Origin of the sequence: Qipengyuania sp., assembly GCF_965277845.1 — a bacterium.
Classification (GTDB): domain Bacteria; phylum Pseudomonadota; class Alphaproteobacteria; order Sphingomonadales; family Sphingomonadaceae; genus Qipengyuania.
In genome coordinates, this window is sequence record NZ_OZ255844.1 from 774,184 (window position 1) to 794,914 (window position 20,731).

The window sequence follows — 20,731 nt, forward strand, 5'->3', positions numbered from 1 at the left end:
TTGCCAAAGAAGCAGGGCATGGGAGGACTGCACCGCAGGAGCGAAGCTCCAAGGGGAACCTGTTCATGACGGGTGGTGCGGGCAGGCGCGCGAAGCGCGACCACACGGCCGGAAAGGAACGGGTTGCTGTACTCAGCTGACCTGATTCAGGACTGTTCGCGAAGAAAGCCGGATGGGTATCGGGTGCGGGTCTGAAGGTGCCAAGACCCTACTGCAATCAGCCTGCTCCATCGCCTTCCGATGCCGCCAGTAGATCCATGAAGTTGCGGGCTGCTTCCCGGTCTTCCTCGTTCTCGAACGCCACATCGAGATCGGGGGCGGACCCGAACATGTGTAGGAACGACCACAATGCAAAGCGCTTGCCCCGATCCTTCTCAAGGCCGAGATCGACCCGGCAATGTTCAATGCCGGCTGCAAAGGTGTCTGGGGCAACCCCGGAAAGGTCGCTGGTGGCAAAGTAGCGCTGTAGCAGAACGTCAAGTTGCATGACCGGTTCATATTCGGGTCGGCGCTGAATGCACATCCAGGCAATTCAGATGAAGATGATGAAGGGCCCCTCAGGACCCAGGAGAAGTGCCCAAGAGGCCGCGACGATCGACCACGGTGATCCGGCGCGTCTTAGCATCGATCACCAGTCGTTCGGTGACGCCATTGCCCGGAAAGGCGACGACATAACGCGGATTGAGCGAGAGCATCTGCTCGTTGCGCTTGAACCCGGCGCGGGCACCAAGCCGACGATCGAGCGAATAGGTCAGCTGCTGGACTTCGCGGCGTTCGGCCCAGCTGGCGGCCAGGCGATCGGCACCCTTGCCGTCGCCGCCATGGACCAGGAAGAGATCGGGAACCACGTCGCGAACCTTGTCCAGCGTCGCCCAGATATTGTCGGCATAAACGCGCGCGTCCTCGGCGCTTTCGAAGCTCTGGCGACCACCGGCGAAAACCACCGGAGTGCCTTCCGGGATCAGGGCATTACGCCGGTTCTCGGCGCGTGCGCGGAGGAAATCGCGGGCATCGATCACGGCCGAGGTAAGGTTTCGCGAATGGCTCGTGCGCGAGCCGGAAACGGGCTTCCACGAGGAACCGGTCTCGTCGCGGTAAAGTGCTGCCGCAGCCTCGCGCATCTGCTCGAAGGCCAGCATGCTGGCTTCGGCGGCCTGCGCGCGCTCGACCTGCTCTTCAAGATTGCTCGAATGCACTTCGGAGCCATCGGCGGATGCAAGGAGGACCCGGATCTCGTCGCTGGCCTGGTCAAGTTGAGCCGACTTGCGGCTGGCGGCGCGGTGGAAAAGGTTGACCATACCCCAGGCAATATCCTCGGCATCTGCTTCCAGGGCAGTGTCGGAAAACATCGCAAAAAGGTCGGACCAGACTGCGCCAAGCGTCTGTTCGATCGCATCCTCGCAGGGAAAGTCGGTCTCGTTGAATGGGGCCGGCCTGATGCTGAGGCCTGAGAGATCGAGGCCGCTCAACTGGTCGATGAAGCTGTCGTACATGAGGTGTCTCCTGATCGCGGGGACAAGGCGAGGAGGCACCATTGCCTCGGTCCTGTCCGCCGGAGCCCGATCAGGGCCGGGACAAGGGGCGAGACGCACCGCGAAGCGGGAAACCTGCGGCCCTAGGCTGGCGCGGGTAACACGGGCCGACGGGCCGCAGGTTGCGGCGCGCCCCGACCGGCCCAAGGGCCTCTCCCGGCGGACTGGGATGAGGCAGGATCAGGACCCGGTGTCGCACTTCGATCGGGAGCGCTCGAAGATCGCTTCGCCATTCGAGAACCGCCCGACCAGGCGCAGATCCCCGAACAGGTCGATGAACCTATCCGACACCTGGGTAAGCCAGTGCCGTGCCCTCGCCGTTCGTGGGTTGTAGAAATCCGCCTCCCAGTACCGGGCATCGTCACGCTCGGCGAGCCAGATCGCGGCAAGGCCGCAATAGGTCGATATGCCGCAATCGGCGAAGGCGTTGCGCAAGAGGATTCTGTCCTCGCGGCCGCGCCATCCATCGAAACGCTCGAAAGAAGGAAAGGTCGCCTTCGTGTTATCGATGACCTCGTCGACGAGGCACTCGTAGACCCAGTCGACATCGTCGCCTTCGCCCTCATCAAGCAGGCGAAAGGCCACCACGGAGCCGGTCGGATAACTGACGGAACGTCCCATCTCACTGCTCCTCAGGCGGCGTCAGCAAGGTCGATATCGTCCTCGCTCTCGCCGAATTGGTGACCCCCAAGATCAAGCAACAGGCTGGCCGCTTCCTCGGCCTTGGCCGCAGCGGTCAGGATCGCGCGCTCGTCCGATTTGAGGATCTTGAGCCAGGACGCGATGTAGCTGGCGTGATGGTCGAGGTGGGTGACCGGAAGACCCAGTTCGGCCCCGAGAATGGCCGAGGACAGCTCGGCGATCAGTTCCTCGGCAGCATAGGCATCGCTCCCGAAGCGGTTCTTGAGATCGCGGTCGAGCCGCGAAGAATGCCCCGTCCAGTGCGACAGCTCGTGTGCAAGCGTCGCGTAGTAGTGGTCATAGGCTTCGAAGAGTTCGGCTGGCGGCATGGTGACCCGGTCACGCTGCGGCTCGTAATAGGCCTGGGCTCCAGAATGCCGCAGGTCAGCGCCGATCTCGGCGAAAAAGGTATCAAGCCGCTCTTCGCGTCCTTTGGGCTCCAGCGCGGCAATGAGTGGCTTGGGATGATAGAACTCGGGGAGGCCGTCGCACTGGTCGGCATTGAACACGGCATAAGCTTTGAGGACGCGCCGGTACTCGGTGTCAGCTTCGCCTTCGGTGTTCTCGACCTCCTTGGTGTAGTTCTTGTAGAAGATCGCGATGGTCGATTTCTCGCCTTTGCGGACCTGTCCGCCGAGCGCCTGACACTGGCGGTAAGTCATCCAATAGGGCGAGACGTAGCCGTTGCCATCGGCCACCATCCACAACCAGAAGGTATTCATGCCGCGATAGGGCGTTCCGCAGGAGCGCAACGGCCGCGAGACGGGCACACCGCGCCAAGGCTTGACCCAGGGCTTTGTGCCTTGCTCGAGTTTTTCGATAATGGCGGCGGTAATGCGCTGGGCTGGCGAAGTCGAAGTAGTGCGGCGGGACTTGGTCATGGGAGCTCTCCTGATCGCCGGGACGGGCATGCCCCGGCTCAGGAAAGGCAAAGCTCCCTCCTCTCTCTTTTACATGTGGCGGCTACCGCAGGCGCGAGCTTCATCTCACGCGCTATTTGTTCAATAGACACTTCCAGAGGTGTCGAGCGCGGAGGATAGCCCAAACCTTTTCTCAGGAGGCGACTTTCGAAGATCAAGGCATGCATCGCGGTTGCCACCGGACAGACCTCAGAACTCCTCGTTCGCTAGTTTTTCGCCTGGATCTCTGGCCAATGCTCGCTCACCAAGGAGACCACGAGCTGCTCACCTCTTAAAGAAAGGCGATCGATCCATTCATCATCCATCGCCGAAAAATTGGTTCCATAACCAGCAACTGTGTCGCCGGATATAAAGTCATCTGGTTTGTTCGAGAGTCGCGCGTCGTCTTGTCCGAGATACGGCATTATGAAGCCACCGATCCTTCCGGCTCGTTGCAGATCGAAGAGCCGAGTGGTGGATGCGTTCTGAGCCCTCGCAAAAATGCTTTCAAAAACTGCTGCCATGCGTGCTGGCATTAACGACGAGGGCTCGCCAACATCCAGCGAGTAGCCCGCACGACATGCGATCAATTTGTAAACCGGATCAACCTCCAAGCTTATGGAGTGATCGCGGTCCGGCCAAAACGGCATCAAGCCGAGATTGTCGTAGACTCCTCCGTCAGTGAGTGAGATCCGATCAGAGCGCTTTGTTCCGTTGCGCTCGAACTCAACGGTGGTATCAAGCGCTGGCAGTGCCAACGGGTATGCTGCTGATGCTGCGACTGCATCTGCCAGGCTTGTATCTTCGGAGGTCGCTGAACCGTATCGCCAGCAATGCAACTTTTCTCTTGTAAAGTAGAACGCAGCCTTTGCGCGCAACTCACAGGCGACTATGATCAACCTGGGTCGATCACCACGCAATTCGGACAGGCGCTTCGAACCAAAGACTTTGTCGAAAACTCGCCTCAAAATTGTCGTTCGACTTGCTCTGCGGTGGAGGATCGTCCGGTATGGCCAGCGATCGCGGCGTGGACTCACTGGCAATAGTGAAATCATCAGCTTCGTCGGCAAAGCGGCCAATCGATCAAGGGATATGAGCAAGACGGTGAAGAGCGCCTTCAGCCCTTCCAAACTAAAGACCGCTTCGTAGGCTGCCGGCCAGACAAAACCTTGTCGCAACTGAATAGCCCCTAGTTTTCTAGACGCCCTCGGTGCTCATCATCTGCTGCCGTTCGAACTCTACGGGTGACAGCATCCCGTTTCTCACATGCTTGCGTATCGGGTTGTAGAACATCTCGATGTAATCGAACACATCCTGTCTGGCCTCGTCTCGTGAGCGATAGGTCCGCCGCCGGACGCGTTCGCGTTTGAGCAGGTTGAAGAAGCTCTCGACCACTGCGTTGTCATGGCAGTTGCCACGGCGGCTCATCGAGTGCTCCAGATTGTGGGCCTTCAGGAAGGACGTCCAGTCCATGCTGGTGAACTGCGATCCCTGATCCGAGTGGATCAGAACCTTCCCTTTTGGCTTCCTGCGCCACACCGCCATCAGCAATGCCTGCAGGACCAGGTCGGTGGTCTGGCGGTTCTGCATCGACCAGCCCACTACGCGGCGGGAGTAAAGGTCGATCACCACCGCCAGATAGGCAAAGCCTTCCTGTGTTCTTATGTAGGTGATGTCGGTCACCCATGTCTTGTCCGGTGCCGCGACATCGAACTGGCGGGCCAGCGTGTTGTCGACCACCCTAGATGGCTTGCCGCCATAGCTGCCCGGCCTGCGCTTGTAGCCGATCTTCGCTTTAATACCCGCCAGACGACTGGCGAGACGCGCCACCCGGTTCGGGCAGCAGGTCTCGCCCTGATCGAGCAGGTCGTCGTGCAGTTTGCGGTAGCCATAGACCTTGCCGCTGTCTTCCCACGCCTGCCGGATCATCGCAGTCTGGCGAACATCTTCCTTCGCCCGTCTGCTCAGCGGGTTCTTCAACCAGGCGTAGAAGCCGCTGGGCTGGATGCGAAGACACCGGCACATCGCGCGCACCGGGAACAGCGTGCGATGCTCGGCCACGAACGCGTATCTCACTTTGCATCCCTGGCGAAATACGCGGTGGCTTTTTTTAGGATGTCGCGCTCCTCGGTCACCCGCTGCAGCTCGCGCTTCAGTTGCCGGATCTCGGCGTCCTTTGATCCATCTTCGGGCCGCTTTGCGAACTGTCTCTTCCATGCATACAGCGAATGCTGGCTCACGCCGAGTCGCTCGGAAACCTCCGCCACCCGGTAGCCCCGCTCGGTGATCTGGGCCACCGCATCGCGCTTGAACTCATCGCTGAAATTAGCCTTCCCCATCGTCGCCTCCTGTCCTCAAAATTAGGAAAGAAAGCGTCCACAAATCTAGGGGCTATTCACACCCCGTTAGGCGACATCCATGCGAGGTTTGGGTTTATCGATGACATCATCATGCCTCATGCGCACGTAACGAATGAGCGGCGGATTGCATCAGATGCCGAGAGCTATCCCGAGCAGTTGACGGAATATGAAACGACACCGAAAGCCGAACACCTTCTTTCCCCGGAATTCGTTGAGGCGTGGCAAGAGCAGTTCGGCGCAGGTTTTGACGAAACCCGAGCGCTCGTAGATGCGATTGAAGACATTGGCATCAAGGCGGAGTCCGCTGTTCAGCAGCTCAAGAAAAGTGAACTTCTAGCGATCGGTGACGGGGCTTGGCCAATTACCTCCTCTTCCGTCGCGAGCCTCTTAGACGCACTTATCCACTTGCCGCGTTCCACATGGCGGGAAACGCCTGACGGGTTCGAGGATCGCGACCGGCATCCTTGGCGCTTCCGCCGACAGCTTTCGCTACTACGGCGCCCATTGATCCAGCTTGATGAGGATAGCGATCCAACGCTCATATTTGCTCCTGGCCAGATGCGCGACAGTTTCAAATATATGCTTGGAAATCTGCTTCGCGGTGAGTTCCCGCAAACTCAGCTTTCGCCGAAAATGAAGCGTTGGGCTGGCAAGGCTGCCGACAAGAAAGGACACGATTTCACGCTGAAAGTAGCGGAGCGCTTGAGAGAACTCGGATGGTGCACCGAGACCGAGGTGACAATCCCCAAGATCTTGGGCGAGCGCCAAGACAGGAACTACGGCGACGTCGATGTTCTAGCATGGGATTCGAACAGCCGCCGGGTATTGATCGTTGAGTGCAAGGATGTGCATTTTCGGAAGACCTACGGCGAAGTGGCGGAGCAACTCGCTGATTTCCGGGGCGTCATCCGTGAGAATGGAAAGCCCGATTATCTGCGTAAACACCTTGATCGCGTCGAAATTCTTCGCGGCAATATCGACGCTGTGGCGAGGTTCACCAAGGTCGCCGATTTGACCGACGTCGAGAGCCACCTAGTTTTTGCGGACCCGGTTCCATTGGAGTTCGCACTTGCACAGATGTCCGAGCAGGTTCGTATCTCACATTTTGATCGCCTAGGCACGGCGCTGGTCTGGGAAGCACCATAACTTCGAACTGTTCGAGAACACGAGCGAAACGGCAGTTTCGTGTTCCAGGCAGTAGGAGATCGTCCCTAGTTCCGTTCAGCCGCGCACATTAGATTGGCGCACCTAATGATCACATTCTTGGGATCAAGCCCCACAATACACGGGTAAGGCCCCCACGAAATTCGAGTAGTTGGAACTGTCATCCTTACAGCGCTAGTGCGACTTCTGAACCCCCAAGGCCTCCAAGACGTGAGGAGAAATAACATCAGGATCATACGGGAGGCGCAACGACGGCTTTTTATCCTCAACCTGGAACTGTGTGCCAAAGATTTGCGGCTGATTTGTCGCCAGCAAAAAGCGATCGAGGGAAGCTGCCGCAATCCAGCGTGCGGACGGTTCACCGCGTGCCAGTGCGACCATCGCCAAAGCGTGTGCTTGTAAATAATCCGATGGCTCTTCGCCGTGTTGAAAGATGAATGCAGCGAAATAAAAGTCCCTTCCTGATTTCAATTGACCTTCCCGCAGCAAACTCTTTGCTCGATTCCGCCTTTCTCGATCCCGGAGTGCCAGCAAATGCAGCCCTTGGTCATCTAACGAGGCAGCGTCGCTTCTTTCGCGCTGGTCTTCGTCAAAGATCGACGCGATTTCGCGGTTACTTGGGCGAAATCTAAGGTGACTATAGCGGGCGTTTGAGTCCCAATCTTCAAATGCGCATTTTCCCTCACTCGGAGCCCTCAGCATGGTGAAAGGCTCAAAGGGTAGCAGTTTAAATGAAAATTCCCCCTTGGTTTGATCTACGGGACTTAACTCGATGATGTCGGGGTTGTCAGGGTCACCGGGATCTTCAAACGCAATTGCGAGAGTACCTTCCTGTTCCTCAATCCAAAGAGATCTTCGCGAGACGGCGGGGCCGGACACCTGCCAAAAATCTTCTCCGTCCGTCAGATATTCAGACGGTGCAAGAAGAGAGGCACTCCACGCTTCCTCCTTGGTCAAATCAATTCGGAAAATTGCCTGACTTTCTGCACAAACGTACCATGAACCTTGTAGACCCGCCAAGCTGCTGGCGTCTGTCCGCCCCGCATGCAAAGCACCCGCCCCTAGGAGGCAAAGAGATATCGGCACAGTTCTAAACATTCTCAGGAATGCGCCACTTCGTAGGACCTGATCATATCCCATTACAAAGCACTCCAGATAGCTAAGCAGAAAGCGCGGGGACCTGCTCACCAATATCGGTCACAAAGCCCAAATCAGGGCTAGGGAAAAACTTAAACTGCTCAATGTACTTTTGGTATTCCGGGTCACTCAGCACATCGGGAAACAGGTTTTGGGCGCTGGACGCATCCCAGTCGCTTAGGGTTCCCCAAGCCAGAAAGTGGCAAAACGCGTCGGTGATAGGAACCTCTGGGCATTTATTCTCCAAGAAAAGGAATTGTCCGCTCTCGTTCACTTCCAAGAAGACAACTTCATCGTCAGGCGTTATGATAAAATCAAACGCCCCATACGTTAGGTTAAGCTCCTTCATTAGCTGCAAGCACTTCTCGAATAAGGACGGTGATAGCTCATAGGGATAGCACTTTACGCCACTCAAACCAGACATTCTCCAGTCTACGATTGCCTTTTCATGTCCCTGGGATTCGATCGCTATGCCGAATTGTTTCTCCCCGAAGATAGTTACCCTCGCCTCATACTTCTTTTCTATATATTGTTGGAAGATAGCCGGCTGAAGTCTTACAGCTTCGTCAGTGCGCGAGGAACGTGGCGGGAAAATTGCCGAATAGGCGTGCCAACTCGATTGCTCTCCCTTCCAAGTGTGAGGAAGAAGCGATTTGCAAATGAGCCGTCCTCGAGCTTTCTCACGGAAGCGCTCCACCTGTTCAGGTGAGTTGGTGATTAGGGTCTGTGGGATTTGCAAGCCGAGTTGTGCCGCAATAATCAGTTGCAGATGCTTACTGTTTCCAATCATCTTAGCTGGAAAATCGTTGACCATCAGACTCCCGGCATTCTTGCACATAACATCAATCATCGACAGAATTGATTTCCGGTGAGCTTTGTGAATTTGCTCTATATATGGCCGATCATCTTCGTGGATTTCAAACTCCTTGACGGAGTCTCCCGCCGTCCGTCGGAGCCAGACGGTATCATAGACGACATCAGGACCCAGGATCGTTTGGCTCTCGGTTGAGAATGACCACCCGTCGCCCACGTAAGTGGTTTGCTCATCGTAATAGGGAATGAGGCTTGGCATAAAGAATTCGACCTGAACACCCCTCCTCTCCAGCAAAAATGCCATTACGTAGGCCGTGTGATCTTGGGGCTCTGCGACGATAAGCACACGTGGGGATCGAAAATTGGTCATTCTAAAGCTCCGAGATACCTCTCTCCAATGCTGTGAATTGGCAGCAGAGTTCGATGAGATCTAACATGAATTGGAGAAATTCCTCCCATCTTCCGTCTTGGGCCATGCCGCGGAATGCCGGCGTGAAAGAGTTTCCATAATGATAAATCATGGGGCCTAGCGGAAGAAAGGGTGCTGAAATCACTCCTCGATTTGCAAGATTTCCATGAAAAATTGCGCGCGCCACACGTCCATTGCCTTCTTTTAAAGGATGAAAAATTACGAAGACCGCGTATAGAATTACCGCCTCCAACAACGGAGGAAAGGATCGACGCGCTCGGACATTCTTCAATTCCGGATGCCATAGCCGCGAATTCTCTACATTTATGTATTTCCAACCCGCAACATGCCCCATCCGTGGCTTGACTATTTCATTGTTGCGAAATTGGGCCACTTCGCCGAGCAATTTTGAGCCCATCTCAATGGCCCACTCAGGGTTGACTTGCCAATCGAGGAACTGCTCCCATCGCTCGACGAGAACCGGCTCCGAGCATAGCCTTTCTTGAAAGGTCGCCAGGCTCGGCGCGCGGTAAGAAATCCGAGGATGCGTCGCTATGCGCTCATCGTGCAAAGAAACAGTTTGCAGGAGTCCCGAGGCTCGAACTTCGCTCCCGTAGCTCCGCCACACTGCATTTTCGTAGTATCGGTTGAGCGAGGTGACGACACTCTCCAGCTCACAATATCGTTCCGTCAGGTGCGGTGAGCATTCCGGTAAGGTAAATCGGTCCTCTCGCATTGCGACCCTATTGAGCAAAGCCATCGAAAAAAGGGCGCCCGTAGACGCCCTTTTTCACTTAGTCGGCGTCGACGCCAACGTCATAGTCGGGACGAGGGAATGTGGGCTCCCAAGCTCCTCTGTCGCCGACTTATTTGCCTCGGACATGGATCTATTTGGGCACCAGCCGTCCATTTGGATGCGCAGCTTGCTCGACGATGTAGACCACCGGTTCATACCAAATTGCCCCGGTATCGGGGTCGACGCATTTTTCTAGGTGCCCGCCCCAAACATAGTTCTTCCCGTCGGCGTCGCTGCGTGGCGGCAAGCTCATTGTGCTCCGTCGCACCGGCATCTTCGCGCGCACTGGCACACCAAAGATGAGCGGCATGGGCTGGAAATAGATGCGGCCATTTCGAGTGGCGCTACGCGCAAGCGGTCGAATTACCTGCTCACCGGTCTTCGGATTAATGAGCCTCTCGAATATAGGTTCGAGAGGCACGGCGTCGGGCGGCGGATTGGCGTTAGCGTCCACTGTGAAATTTATACCGCCCGGCGCTTGTCTGGAAGCGCGCGGGCTCATCGCTGATAGTATTGATACTTTCGAGGATCAGCCTGATCCTGGAACGGTTTTCGCTCTTGCTCGGTCCGCGCCTTCTCCAAGGCGCGGAGGCGCTCCGCATTCTCAGGTTTCTTTAAAGCTTCCGCAATAGCCTTGAGTTTGGTCCTCTGGTGTTGATCAAGACGCCTGTAGGTATCTTGATCGAGCTTGATGCTCGCGGCGCGGGCCTCGGCCATCAGAATAAGCCTGCGTCCATCGGGTTCACTCAAAGCGCGTTCAAGTGCGTCTCGCCCTGCCGAGATCTGCGCGGCAAGACTATTCTGTCTTGCGCGGGCGGAATGCTGCCACCGCGGACCGGAGATGCCATGCTCGCTCATCGCCCGTTCCAGCGCGGCAGCTTCAAGAAGTGTGTCGTCTGCGCTAAGGCGGACCTCGAACATCTTCTTCTCGGTATATTGAATGCTTCGCAGTGAAGGCGCCACAGCCTCTAGGTCCGCCGGGGTAGGCGCAAGCGCGACCTCGCCAAATTGGGAGGGCCGTCTCAGGAGTTCGTTTTGCGCATGCCGAAGCCCCTTGTTGCGCGCCTGCTCGCGGAATGCCTGATAGGCACCATCTGCCTGGACAAAGCTGCGGCGGAACAACGCAAGGCTCTGTTCGGTGTGGTGTCCCCCGTCAGCACCTATGGCACAGATTGGCGGTTGTGATTTAAGGAGGATTTGGGCTTCGTCGTAGTGACGAAGGAACGAAGATGAAGCCCAAATCCTCAAGGTCCAAATCGCCTGCCGAGCAGGTGGTGAAGGACATCCGCCGCAAGACCCGTCGGCATTTCTCTGCAGAAGACAAGATCCGGATCGTGCTCGATGGCCTGCGCGGTGATGACTCCATCGCCGAGCTGTGTCGCCGCGAAGGGATCGCCCAGAGCTTGTATTACACCTGGTCCAAGGAGTTCATGGAAGCCGGCAAGCGTCGCCTGGCTGGCGATACTGCGCGTGCTGCGACCACGGACGAGGTGAAGGATTTGCGCCGTGAGGCACGCGATCTGAAGGAGTGTGTGGCCGATCTCACTTTGGAGAACCGGCTGCTCAAAAAAAGCATGATCGCGGATGGGGGTGACGACGAATGAGGTATCCCGCATCCGAGAAGCTCGAGATTATCAGGATCGTCGAGCAGTCGCATCTGCCTGCCAAGCGCACGCTGGATCAGCTCGGTGTGGCTAGGCGCACCTTCTACCGCTGGTACGATCGCTTCCTCGAGGGCGGGCCCGAGGCGCTTCAGGACCGCCCTTCAGCGCCGAGCCGGGTGTGGAACCGCATCGGAGACGATATCCAGCAGCAGATCGTCGAGATGGCACTGGAGCAGACCGAGCTGTCCCCGCGCGAGCTGGCCGTGCGCTTCACCGACGAGAAGCGCTACTTCGTGTCGGAAGCCACGGTCTATCGCCTCCTGAAGGCCCACGACCTCATCACCAGCCCGGCCTACACGGTGATCAAGGCGGCAGAGGCGTTCCACACCCAGACCACCCAGCCCAACGAGATGTGGCAGACGGACTTCACCTACTTCAAGATCATCGGGTGGGGCTGGGTCTACCTCTCGACTGTGCTCGACGACTACTCACGCTACATCATCGCCTGGAAGCTCTGCACGACGATGAAGGCTGAGGACGTCACCGAGACGCTCGACATGGCACTGACCGCCTCAGGCTGCGACCATGCCAATGTCCTGCACAGGCCGCGCCTGCTCAGTGACAACGGTCCCAGTTACATCGCCGGAGAACTGGCCAGCTATCTCGAAGGCAAGGCCATGGATCATATACGCGGTGCGCCCTTCCATCCGCAGACCCAGGGCAAGATCGAGCGGTGGCACCAGACGCTGAAGAACCGCGTCCTGCTGGAGAACTACTTCCTGCCTGGCGATCTCGAACAGCAGATCAAGGCCTTCGCCGAGCACTACAACCATCAGCGCTACCACGAGAGCCTGAAAAACGTGACGCCGCCGATGCCTACTTCGGCAGGGCAACCGCCATCATCGAACGAAGAGAAAGGATCAAGCGACAGACACTCGAACATCGGCGCTTGCAACACCGCAGGCTCGCCGCCTAAACATCAAACCCAGACAAGGCCCACACTCCGTAAGCCTACGCCGCGAGTTGTGCCAAATGTTCTGACGACGGACAATCGCGGAATTCAAGCTGTTTGAGCTCGTCCGGCCTGAGCCCGGTATTGGCCGCGAAAAGTACAAAGTCGTGCAACTGCTCCGCATGCCACCGATAGTGCGGACGCTGCGGGTCCGCCGCGTTGGATCGCGTGGCCTGATACAATAGCTTATATTCGTTTGGCGTAAACCAGGGTCGATGTTCGACCTTGGTTTGGCGACGGTAAGGATCTGAAAGATCTGGGACGTGTTCGATCCATCCGTGACGGTAGGCGGTCTTCAGCACCATGCTCAGCGTTACGACTTCGTTGTGAAGTGTGTTGCGCGCAGGCGGCTTCCACTCCTTCTCGTCATCGTTCCAGCCTTCCGGCTTAGTCATCCGCTTCACACGGTATTCCTGAGCGGTGCCGGAGGTGATGCTCTTAACGGGCATCTTTTCGAAGTGAGGTAGTAAATGAAGCCTGATCCGGTCTTTGTGGCCCTGCACCCACTTGGGGCTGCGCCGGCCACGGGTGATCGCTTCGTACTCTTTTCAAATTGCTTTGCGGCCTGAGCAAAGGTTTTGCCGGACTCGAGCTCGCCAAATCTCTTTTTGGCGCAGAGCTCCAGATACCAATCTTCGGCAACGTCTTTGGCGCGACCGAGGCTGCGCAGCTTCGTGCTTTTGCGCCACTCCTTGCCGTCGAGGTATGTGGAGCAGTGCCAGTTACCGCCGTCCGCACGGCGGTAGAGGCGGACCTTGTCACCTAAGATTCGATGTATTTCCAAAGCGCCTCCCTTTGTGTGCGTTTGTGTGAGCGCTGTGCGACTCCATTTTAGTGTATCACGGGGGAGTTTTGAGCGTCAAATGCGTGCCGCAGACAAAGAAAAAACCCCTATGAAAAAAATGGTTTAATCATTTTGTCGGTTGGTTGCGGGGGCAGGATTTGAACCTGCGACCTTCAGGTTATGAGGCTTGCCCCGCGGCGAATACTTGACCGAGCTGCAAAGACCCCGTTCGCGAACGGCCGTCATGACGCGGGTGTATCGCCGTGTCCGCAGAAACTCGTCGAAGATAAACCGGACGATCTCAGCTTCTGGCTCGTCGACCTTTAACCCCTGAGGAGTGGCAACATAGCCGAATGGCGGCAAACCACCGTGCATTTTCCCGTGCCGCTTGCGCGTGCGGATGCTGTCGCGCACCCTTTCCGCGATAAGCTCGCGTTCGAACTGGGAGAAGGTAAGCAGCACATTGAGGATCATCAGGCCCATACTGTCGGAAGTATCAAAGGCCTGTGAGATGGAGACCAGAGCTATGTTAAGGCGATCGAAGATCTCGATCATCCTAACGAAATCGGCAAGGCTACCGGTCAGCCGGTCGATCTTGTACACCACGACAACGTCGATTTCTCCTGCTTCGATATGCTGCATGAGCTGCGAGAGCGCAGGGCGATCCATTCCGCTCCCCGAATGGCCGCCATCGTCGTATCGGTTGGGCAGCTCGACCCAACCCTTGTACTGCTGACTCTTGACATAGGCGCTACTGATTTCGCGCTGCGTAACCAGTGAATTGACATCATGTTCGAGGCGCTGGTTAGTGCTCTTGCGGGTGTAAATTGCGCACCGTTTCAACGGTGCGATAGCTTCGATATCCATGGGCAAACTCCGAAATTCCTTCGAAACATCGCCCCGTTGCGATCGGCGGAGAAGGTCTAAGCGCCGGATGTGGAGAATTATGCGGCTATATGAAGAGCAAGGGCATCTCGCGCCTGACCGCTCCCCTTGGAGCGATCAGCCATCGACCTTCAGCCTAAGTCGATTGCCAGCATTGCAAGGTCTGCTCTTGTCTTTTTACCCAAACGCGGACTGATAGTTTTCTGCCGAGTATCTGGCATGGAAAAGGCGGCCCGTCCCGATTGGGACGGACCGCCCGCCGAGTGACCTGGACCTGTCAGGAGGGGTCAGGCAGCCTGCTCGGCAATTTCGTCAGTTGCTTCGGCGTTCACCGCCTCGTCTCCTTCGTGGTCGGCCAATTCGACTTCTTCCGAACCGGCGAAACGCATGCTCGAAGGCACCCAGGCCTGCGCTCGTTCCTTGATATCTGCCTCGCCGATGAAGTTGCCCGAGAAAATGCGTTCGGCAGCGCTCGCGAGTTCTGCCTTCTTCGACGCAGCGTAGCGACTGACCATTTCGGGACCACCAGCGGCATCGAGCGCTTCGAGCGTGCGGGTCTTGGCAACACGGTCGAAGTAGTTGGCAGCCGTAGGACGCCACCAATGCGCGGTCTCGATTTCGAGCAGCGAGCCGAGCGCCTCGTGCATCGGCACCGAACGCTCGCCTTCGCAGGCAAGACTGGCAACGAGTGCACGCGAGACGACATGACCAAGCCAGGCCGAGCGCGCCTCGTCGGTAAGCGCCCGGAACCTGGCAAACCGCTCGACATCGCTCTCGCCAGCACGCCAGCTTTCATCGAGCGACCCCGCGAATTCGGCCAAAGCAGCACTCGCCGGCGCATCCTTGGCCTCAAACCCGGTGACCGGGCCGGACGCTACCGATCCGACAAGCGTCGACGCTTTCTTGGCGCGCCAGTCGTGCCCATCGGCATCGGCGAGCGTGAAGACCATGAAGTCGAGTGCCAGTGCCGGATCGTTTGCGAGATGGATCGCGAGGATGTCGCGGCGCTGCATCGCGAGCTCGTCGAGCAGGCGCTGGGACAGCGAGCTCCCTTTAGGCTTCGCCGCTCCGCTCTCCTCGACGGCCTCGACCACACATTCGTCAGCGATGACTTCGGTCTCGGTGTAGTATTGCTGGACCAATGTCGGCTCGCCATTTCGCGAGAGGACTAGGAAGGCGCCAGCTTCGGATTTCAGCTCGTCGGCGAGTACCGGCGGCCGATCATTGATCGCGCGCATGGCGCGGTCGATTACCACGAGTTCCTGTTCGGCCTTGGCGACCTCATCCTCGTCGCTGTCCTCGTCTTCGAGCACAGCGGCGACGCGGTCGTAGTCGGCCTCGAGCTCGCCAAGTTCCTTCGCTTCCTGTTCGGTCATCGGCGCAGGCTCGCAAGGCAGACGGCTCAGACCTTCAACAAGGTCGTGGCTGACGTAATTGCCAAGGGTCGGCCGAATCCAGGCAAGTCCATATTCGAGCGCGGTCTTTTCTGCGGCTTCGTCCATGGCCTTGTGCGCTAGGTCCTCGAGCAGCGCGACGTCGATCCAGCTCTCGCTGGCATCATCGTCGAACAGTTCGCGCTCGATCCGGCCACCTGCGGCGATATAGGCATCGCGTCCGACGAGAACAGCACGCGGATCGGAACCGCGCACCGTGGCATCGAGCACCATGCGGCGGATCGTGTCGGGCGTGATCTGGTACCAGGCGTCCTGCAGTTCGGCATAGACATGCGCCTGGCGCTCCACGTCGGAGATCGCGCCGTAGGCCTTGGCCATGTCGAGCGTGATCGTGCCTTCGGCGAGCGCTTCGAAGACGCAAGGCGCGAGACTTGCAAGGCGCAGACGTCCTTCGACGAACCGGACAGTGAGGCCGAAGCGGCGCGCCACGTTTTCCGTGGTAGCCCCTGCCTCGATGATGGAGGCGAAGGCCTGCGCCTCGTCGGCGGGGTTCATCGCGAGGCGCTGGAAGTTCTCGGCAAGACTTGCTTCGCGCACTTCGCTTTCCTCGCCTTCGATAACGAGGCAAGTGACTTCGTGCGTGTCAGGCAAGGTGCCCTCTTCGGCCAGCGCCTGCAGCGCGGTGAGACGGCGACCGCCGGCCTCGACCTCGAACTTGCCGCGCTTTCCTTTGCGCACGACGAGGTTCTGCAGCAGGCCGCGCGCAGCAATGTCTGCCCGCAACTGGAGGTCGGCCAGCACGTCGCTCGACTTGCGAACGTTGCGCGGACTCGGGACGAGCTTCTTCAAGGGAATTGACTGGATCATGGGTGTTCTCCTGATAGGATGCAGGCGCAGGTGAGGATCACGAGGCCCACAAGCCCAAAGGGCTCCCTCCACTCTCATTCTGAGATTGGGGTCTGCCCGAGGGATCAGGCGGCAAGCGCGGGGAGGACCGACGAGGCTGCGGAGACTGGCACGAACAGCCGCGTGCGGTATCGGATAATCTCGGTGAAGCAGCCCTTGTTCTTGTACCAGTCGAGCCGATCGGGCGAGAAGCCAGTCAGTTCGAGGCGCTGTTCGCCGCCGACCAACGAGCGCTTCACGGTAAGTGGATCATGGCTTGCGAGGCCCAGCGGTTTTCCGCTTGCGAGGACGAGGTCGCCGATCTGCTCTGCCGATGGTCCGGTAACCCCGGACAGGCCAAAGGTTTTGGAAATCGCAAAGAGATCAACATCGAGCACTTCACGTCCGATGATCGACTGGCCGTCCTCGGCAACGAGCCGGGTGACCCGGACATGATCGCCAGACAGGCGCTTCCAGACCGGGAGCAGCAGCCCGGTAGCGAGATGGACGCGCTCGGTCACCGGTGAAGCGCCAGCCTCTTCTTCCTCGGCACGCCAGGCGCTCGTGAACGCGGTGACGCCAGTTTCTTCCCAGTGGCTTTCACCCAGTGCCTCAAGCGTCCAGTTCGCGGACTTGAGCGGTCGCAGCAGGCGCCGACGTTCGATCACCTCCCCGTCGTCGGCGATGAGACGCCGGGCTGGTATCGACAGCGCGACCTTGCCCGAGCGCGCATTGCGCATCGGGATTGCGTGCGGGCTGCCAATCTCGTGCATCCGTAGCAGGCGCTGCAGGCGCAGAGGCCGCAGGTGCCTCGTCACTTCGAGCGAGACGAGGCGGGTTTCCGCTCCGGTCACGGGGTCGGTGCGCAGGAGTTCATCGGCGAGGACCGTGAAACGATCGACCTTCACGGTTTCCAGTCCCTGATCGAGCGTTCCGGCCTCGCGCGCGGCTTCGATCCGCGCTTCGACGAGGCCAAGATATTCATCGAAGATGGCGTTCTGGAGCGCGATCGGCAGCGCGAGGATGCGGTTGAGCCAGCGCTGGATCGTGGGGAGATTGTCGGTCAGTCCCCCATCTGGGTTTTCGAGACGGAGGCCCGTTCGCTCGACGAAGTGGCCGAAAGTGGTGGCTTCGAGCTTGCCGTCATAGAGCAGCTGGAACCAGCGGCTGAGCGCGTCGCGCGCATAATCGCTTTCGAGATTGTCGGCCGGGTCGAACAGGTTCTGTCCGCCGGTCTGGCGCTGGCCGCGCGTAAGCGCGCCCAAAGCGTCGAGCCTTCGCGCAATAGTCGAGATGAACCGGCGCTCGCCCTTCACATCTGTGGTGACCGGGCGGAACAGCGGGGCTGAGGCCTGATTGGTGCGGTTCGTGCGACCAAGGCCCTGGATGGCGTTGTCGGCGCGCCATCCCGGTTCAAGCAGGAAGTGAACCCGGCGCTGCTGGTTCCTGGCGCCCAAGTCGGCATGATAGGAACGCCCCGTGCCGCCCGCATCCGAGAAGACCAGGATGCGCTTGGTCCCTTCCATGAAGGTTTGCGCTTCGGCGACATTGGCGCTGGGGCTACGCCGTTCGAGGCGCTGCTCACCATCGCGGCCGAGGACAAGCCTGCGGGTCCGGCCCGTGACTTCGGCCACGGCGTCGGTTCCGAAATGTTCGATAATCGCATCGAGCGCAGTGGCGATGGGCGGCAGTGCGCAAAGCTGTTCGATCAGCGCATCGCGCGCAGCAATGGCGCGCGGGCAGAAAACGGGATTGCCCTCTCCGTCGCTCATCGCCTCGGAGCGAAGATTGCCGTCCTCGTCGGCGAAGACCTGCATCAATCGTATCGGGAAGCTCTTCGTAAGGTAGTCGATGACGTATTCACGCGGGGACAGATCGATATCGAGAGCTTCGCGTTCTTCCACGGTAAGGTCGGCAAGGCGCCGGTCGAGCATGGCCTCGGCGGTCGAGACCAGCTGCACGACAACCGAATGCTCTTCGCCAAGCGCTACTTCCATCGCGGGGATCAGGCTCGGCAATTTCATCGAAAGCAGGAGCTGGGCAAAGAAGCGCTGCTTGGTGCCTTCGAAGATCGATAGCGCCGCAGCCTTGGCATTGCGGTTGAGCGTGTCGCCGCTGTCCTCGTCGACCACGCGGGTTGCTTCGAGCGCAGCTTCGAGGTTGCGGTGAATGATCGCCCAGGCATCAGCATAGGCATCATAGATTTTTATCTGCGCTTCGGTCAGGCTGTGTTCGAGGATCTCGTACTCGACCCCGGCGAAGGACAGCGCACGGGCAAGATAGAGACCCTGGGCCTTGAGATCACGGGCGACGAGCTCCATCGCCGCGACGCCGCCAGCGCGGATCTCGGTCATGAATGCCTCGTGGGTCGGAAAGGCGGTCTCGGGTCCCCAAAGGCCGAGGCGGGAAGTGTAACCGAGGTTGGCGATATCCGAAGCGCCAGTGGCAGACGCGTAGAGCACGCGGGCGCGTGGGAGATGGTTTTGCAACCTGAGGCCCGCCATGCCCTGTTCGGAGCCCTTGACCTTGCCGCGGGTTGAAGAGCCCCCAAGCGCATTGGCCATCGCGTGGGCTTCGTCAAAGGCGATCACACCGTCGAAATCCTCGCCCGCCCAGGCAAGGATCTGGTCGAGCCGCGTATCCTCGGCGCGGCCCGAGCGCAGCGTTGGATAGGTGACGAAGAGAATGCCTTCGGACATCGTTACGGGCTGGCCGAGTTTCCAGCGCGAGAGCGGCTGGAGATCGAGCGGCAGCCCGCCAAGCGCCTCCCAGTCGCGGCGTGCATCTTCGAGCAGCGCCTCGTTCTTGGTGATCCAGACATGTCGGCGCTCGCCTGCGAGCCAGCGATCCATGATGACCGCGGCGATCTGCCGTCCTTTGCCCGCTCCGGTTCCGTCGCCGAGGAAGAAGCCTTGGCGGTAGGAGTGTCCGTCCTCGGAGAGTTCCAGCGAGGTGCCTTCCTGGCTCACCTTGAACTGACCCGGAAGATCGCGCGCAAATGCCTGGGCAGCGTAGACCAGTGTCTCGCATTGCGCTTCGGACAGCAGGCCATCGGCCTGCCAACATGCGGGAAGGCGCGGGCAAACATCGGGCTGCGGTGCCGCGACCGAACCCATGGCGACCGATTCCACGAGCGGGGTGGGATGGGCCGGAGCGCCTTCGAACGCGATGCGGCTGGGCCGGTAAGGCAGGTAGATGCCTGCCTGTTCGGGCACAGGCGCGGGGTCGGCGAGGACCGAATAGGCAAGGTCGATCGCATTCGCCGTGGCTGCTGGTGTCGCGGCGAACGGCGCCACCGGCCGAACCGGCGCGCTTTGGGCCGAAGTCTTGCCAACGAGGCGCACTGGCTTGCCGAGCGGCAGGCGGTGGATGTTGGCGGGGGTCTGTATGCGTGGCGGAAGCGCAGTGATAAGCTCGTGGAGCGAGATGAGGTCGGCAGTATCTCCGGTGATCGCAGGCGAGGACGCAGTCGGCGTCTTGTCGAACACAACCAGGCGAACAGCGATCCCCGTCCCTGTCCGGCGAAACATCTGCTGCAGGCGAACATCGAGGAGCAGCGATGCTTCGTCCTGTTCCTTGGCGAAGGCGGAGGCGTCGAAGCCTTCAGGCATAATGGCGACGATCCTCGCCCGATTAGCAGCGGCCCGGATTGCACCGCGTAGGTGACGCATAGCGGTCTCACCGTCCTTGCCGCGTTCCAGGCTGTGAGCGAACGGCGGGTTCATCAGCACGGCAGACGGAACAGGGCCGCGAAGCAAGTCGGCGATCAGTTCCCCGTCATGCGCAGTGATGGTGGCCGTGGGGAAGACGTGGGCCAGACCGTCTCGTCTTGCCGGATCGATCTCGTTGAGGAGCAGCGAAGCGTTCTGGACGCTGCCCCAAAGAGCAAGGGCACCATTGCCTGCGGACGGTTCGAGGAGCGTGTCTTGCGCGCAGCCAGCTGCGGCCTTCGCCATCAGCCAGGCCAGCATTGGCGGGGTCGAGAACTGCTGGAGCTCGACCTGTGCTTCGCTGCGCACATGCCGCGGCGGAAAGGCAGCTTGGAGCCAGTCGAACCGCGCTTCGGCTTCATGCACGTTCGTCGCCAGATCGATCCGTGAGGACTCTCGCAACCAGAGCAGTGCGCCGATCTCGACCGCGTTATTGTAGTCAGCGATGGTCCAGGCGCTTCCCCAGTCCAAAGATCCAGTCTCCTCGGCGAACAGCCCGGAAATGTCGGTACGGGTAAGATGACGTCCCGAAGCAAGAAGCGCGGCAACTCGGGTGCCGATGGCATAGGCCAAGGGCATGGACGGCAACTGCTCGCCGGCGGGAAACAGGTCTGATTGAAACATGGCAATTCGTCCTCCTGATGGGGGCATCGGGACACGCCCTCT

The 20,731-nt window shown here is 59.2% G+C and carries 16 protein-coding genes and 1 pseudogene; 2 read left to right on the forward strand and 15 right to left on the reverse strand.

The annotated features are described in order from the left end of the window. Positions 1 to 217: 217 nt before the first annotated feature. The 6 genes from ACQY4G_RS03800 to ACQY4G_RS03825 all read right to left on the reverse strand — a co-directional run bounded on the left by ACQY4G_RS03800 (position 218) and on the right by ACQY4G_RS03825 (position 5,451). The gene (locus ACQY4G_RS03800; protein WP_067695868.1) at positions 218 to 487 is read right to left on the reverse strand and encodes a hypothetical protein; all 270 of its coding nucleotides are present in this window, start codon (positions 485 to 487) and stop codon (positions 218 to 220) included. A gap of 70 nt (positions 488 to 557) precedes the next feature. Beyond that, the gene (locus tag ACQY4G_RS03805) at positions 558 to 1,493 is read right to left on the reverse strand and encodes a DUF2493 domain-containing protein (RefSeq protein ID WP_067695871.1); all 936 of its coding nucleotides are present in this window, start codon (positions 1,491 to 1,493) and stop codon (positions 558 to 560) included. A gap of 219 nt (positions 1,494 to 1,712) precedes the next feature. Continuing rightward, on the reverse strand, positions 1,713 to 2,153 hold the full coding sequence (locus ACQY4G_RS03810; protein WP_011413780.1) for a hypothetical protein: 441 nt from the start codon (positions 2,151 to 2,153) through the stop codon (positions 1,713 to 1,715). 11 nt (positions 2,154 to 2,164) lie between these two features. Further along, the gene (locus ACQY4G_RS03815; RefSeq protein ID WP_067695873.1) at positions 2,165 to 3,094 is read right to left on the reverse strand and encodes an ArdC family protein; all 930 of its coding nucleotides are present in this window, start codon (positions 3,092 to 3,094) and stop codon (positions 2,165 to 2,167) included. Positions 3,095 to 3,339: 245 nt separating this feature from the next. Beyond that, positions 3,340 to 4,242, reverse strand: coding sequence for a patatin-like phospholipase family protein (locus ACQY4G_RS03820; protein ID WP_083508389.1), 903 nt, complete (start codon positions 4,240 to 4,242; stop codon positions 3,340 to 3,342). Positions 4,243 to 4,309: 67 nt separating this feature from the next. After that, positions 4,310 to 5,451, reverse strand: a protein-coding gene (locus tag ACQY4G_RS03825; protein ID WP_157075205.1) for an IS3 family transposase whose coding sequence is annotated in 2 segments (ribosomal slippage) — positions 4,310 to 5,214 and positions 5,214 to 5,451 — 1,143 coding nt in all. Because the reading frame shifts where the segments join, the coding sequence is not laid out codon by codon here. A gap of 111 nt (positions 5,452 to 5,562) precedes the next feature. Between ACQY4G_RS03825 and ACQY4G_RS03830 the strand changes: the two genes are divergently transcribed. After that, positions 5,563 to 6,618 (forward strand): hypothetical protein, encoded by a 1,056-nt coding sequence (locus tag ACQY4G_RS03830; RefSeq protein ID WP_067695885.1) that lies wholly within the window; start codon positions 5,563 to 5,565, stop codon positions 6,616 to 6,618. Positions 6,619 to 6,810: 192 nt separating this feature from the next. Here the strand turns inward: ACQY4G_RS03830 and ACQY4G_RS03835 are convergent, their stop codons facing one another. The 5 genes from ACQY4G_RS03835 to ACQY4G_RS03855 all read right to left on the reverse strand — a co-directional run bounded on the left by ACQY4G_RS03835 (position 6,811) and on the right by ACQY4G_RS03855 (position 10,913). Then, on the reverse strand, positions 6,811 to 7,593 hold the full coding sequence (locus tag ACQY4G_RS03835; RefSeq protein ID WP_067695888.1) for a hypothetical protein: 783 nt from the start codon (positions 7,591 to 7,593) through the stop codon (positions 6,811 to 6,813). Between the two features lie 202 nt (positions 7,594 to 7,795). Further along, positions 7,796 to 8,956, reverse strand: coding sequence for a hypothetical protein (locus ACQY4G_RS03840; protein WP_067695891.1), 1,161 nt, complete (start codon positions 8,954 to 8,956; stop codon positions 7,796 to 7,798). Position 8,957: 1 nt separating this feature from the next. Beyond that, a complete protein-coding gene (locus ACQY4G_RS03845) occupies positions 8,958 to 9,755 on the reverse strand; it encodes a Fic family protein (RefSeq protein ID WP_083508390.1) in 798 nt (265 codons plus the stop codon). Between the two features lie 127 nt (positions 9,756 to 9,882). Beyond that, complete coding sequence (locus ACQY4G_RS03850) at positions 9,883 to 10,245, reverse strand: hypothetical protein (protein WP_157075206.1); 363 nt, start codon at positions 10,243 to 10,245, stop codon at positions 9,883 to 9,885. Positions 10,246 to 10,289: 44 nt separating this feature from the next. After that, the gene (locus tag ACQY4G_RS03855) at positions 10,290 to 10,913 is read right to left on the reverse strand and encodes a hypothetical protein (protein ID WP_067695897.1); all 624 of its coding nucleotides are present in this window, start codon (positions 10,911 to 10,913) and stop codon (positions 10,290 to 10,292) included. 107 nt (positions 10,914 to 11,020) lie between these two features. Between ACQY4G_RS03855 and ACQY4G_RS03860 the strand changes: the two are divergent. Beyond that, positions 11,021 to 12,371 (forward strand): annotated as a pseudogene (locus ACQY4G_RS03860) (IS3 family transposase). A 35-nt stretch (positions 12,372 to 12,406) separates the two neighbouring features. Here the strand turns inward: ACQY4G_RS03860 and ACQY4G_RS03865 are convergent. The 4 genes from ACQY4G_RS03865 to ACQY4G_RS03880 all read right to left on the reverse strand — a co-directional run bounded on the left by ACQY4G_RS03865 (position 12,407) and on the right by ACQY4G_RS03880 (position 20,689). Next, complete coding sequence (locus tag ACQY4G_RS03865) at positions 12,407 to 12,856, reverse strand: hypothetical protein (RefSeq protein ID WP_067695907.1); 450 nt, start codon at positions 12,854 to 12,856, stop codon at positions 12,407 to 12,409. 458 nt (positions 12,857 to 13,314) lie between these two features. After that, entirely contained in the window at positions 13,315 to 14,058 is a 744-nt protein-coding gene (locus ACQY4G_RS03870; protein ID WP_067695913.1) for a recombinase family protein, read from the reverse strand. A 305-nt stretch (positions 14,059 to 14,363) separates the two neighbouring features. Beyond that, the gene (locus ACQY4G_RS03875) at positions 14,364 to 16,337 is read right to left on the reverse strand and encodes a ParB/RepB/Spo0J family partition protein (protein ID WP_067695916.1); all 1,974 of its coding nucleotides are present in this window, start codon (positions 16,335 to 16,337) and stop codon (positions 14,364 to 14,366) included. A 104-nt stretch (positions 16,338 to 16,441) separates the two neighbouring features. After that, the gene (locus tag ACQY4G_RS03880) at positions 16,442 to 20,689 is read right to left on the reverse strand and encodes a strawberry notch-like NTP hydrolase domain-containing protein (protein ID WP_421993150.1); all 4,248 of its coding nucleotides are present in this window, start codon (positions 20,687 to 20,689) and stop codon (positions 16,442 to 16,444) included. Between the last annotated feature and the right edge of the window lie 42 nt (positions 20,690 to 20,731).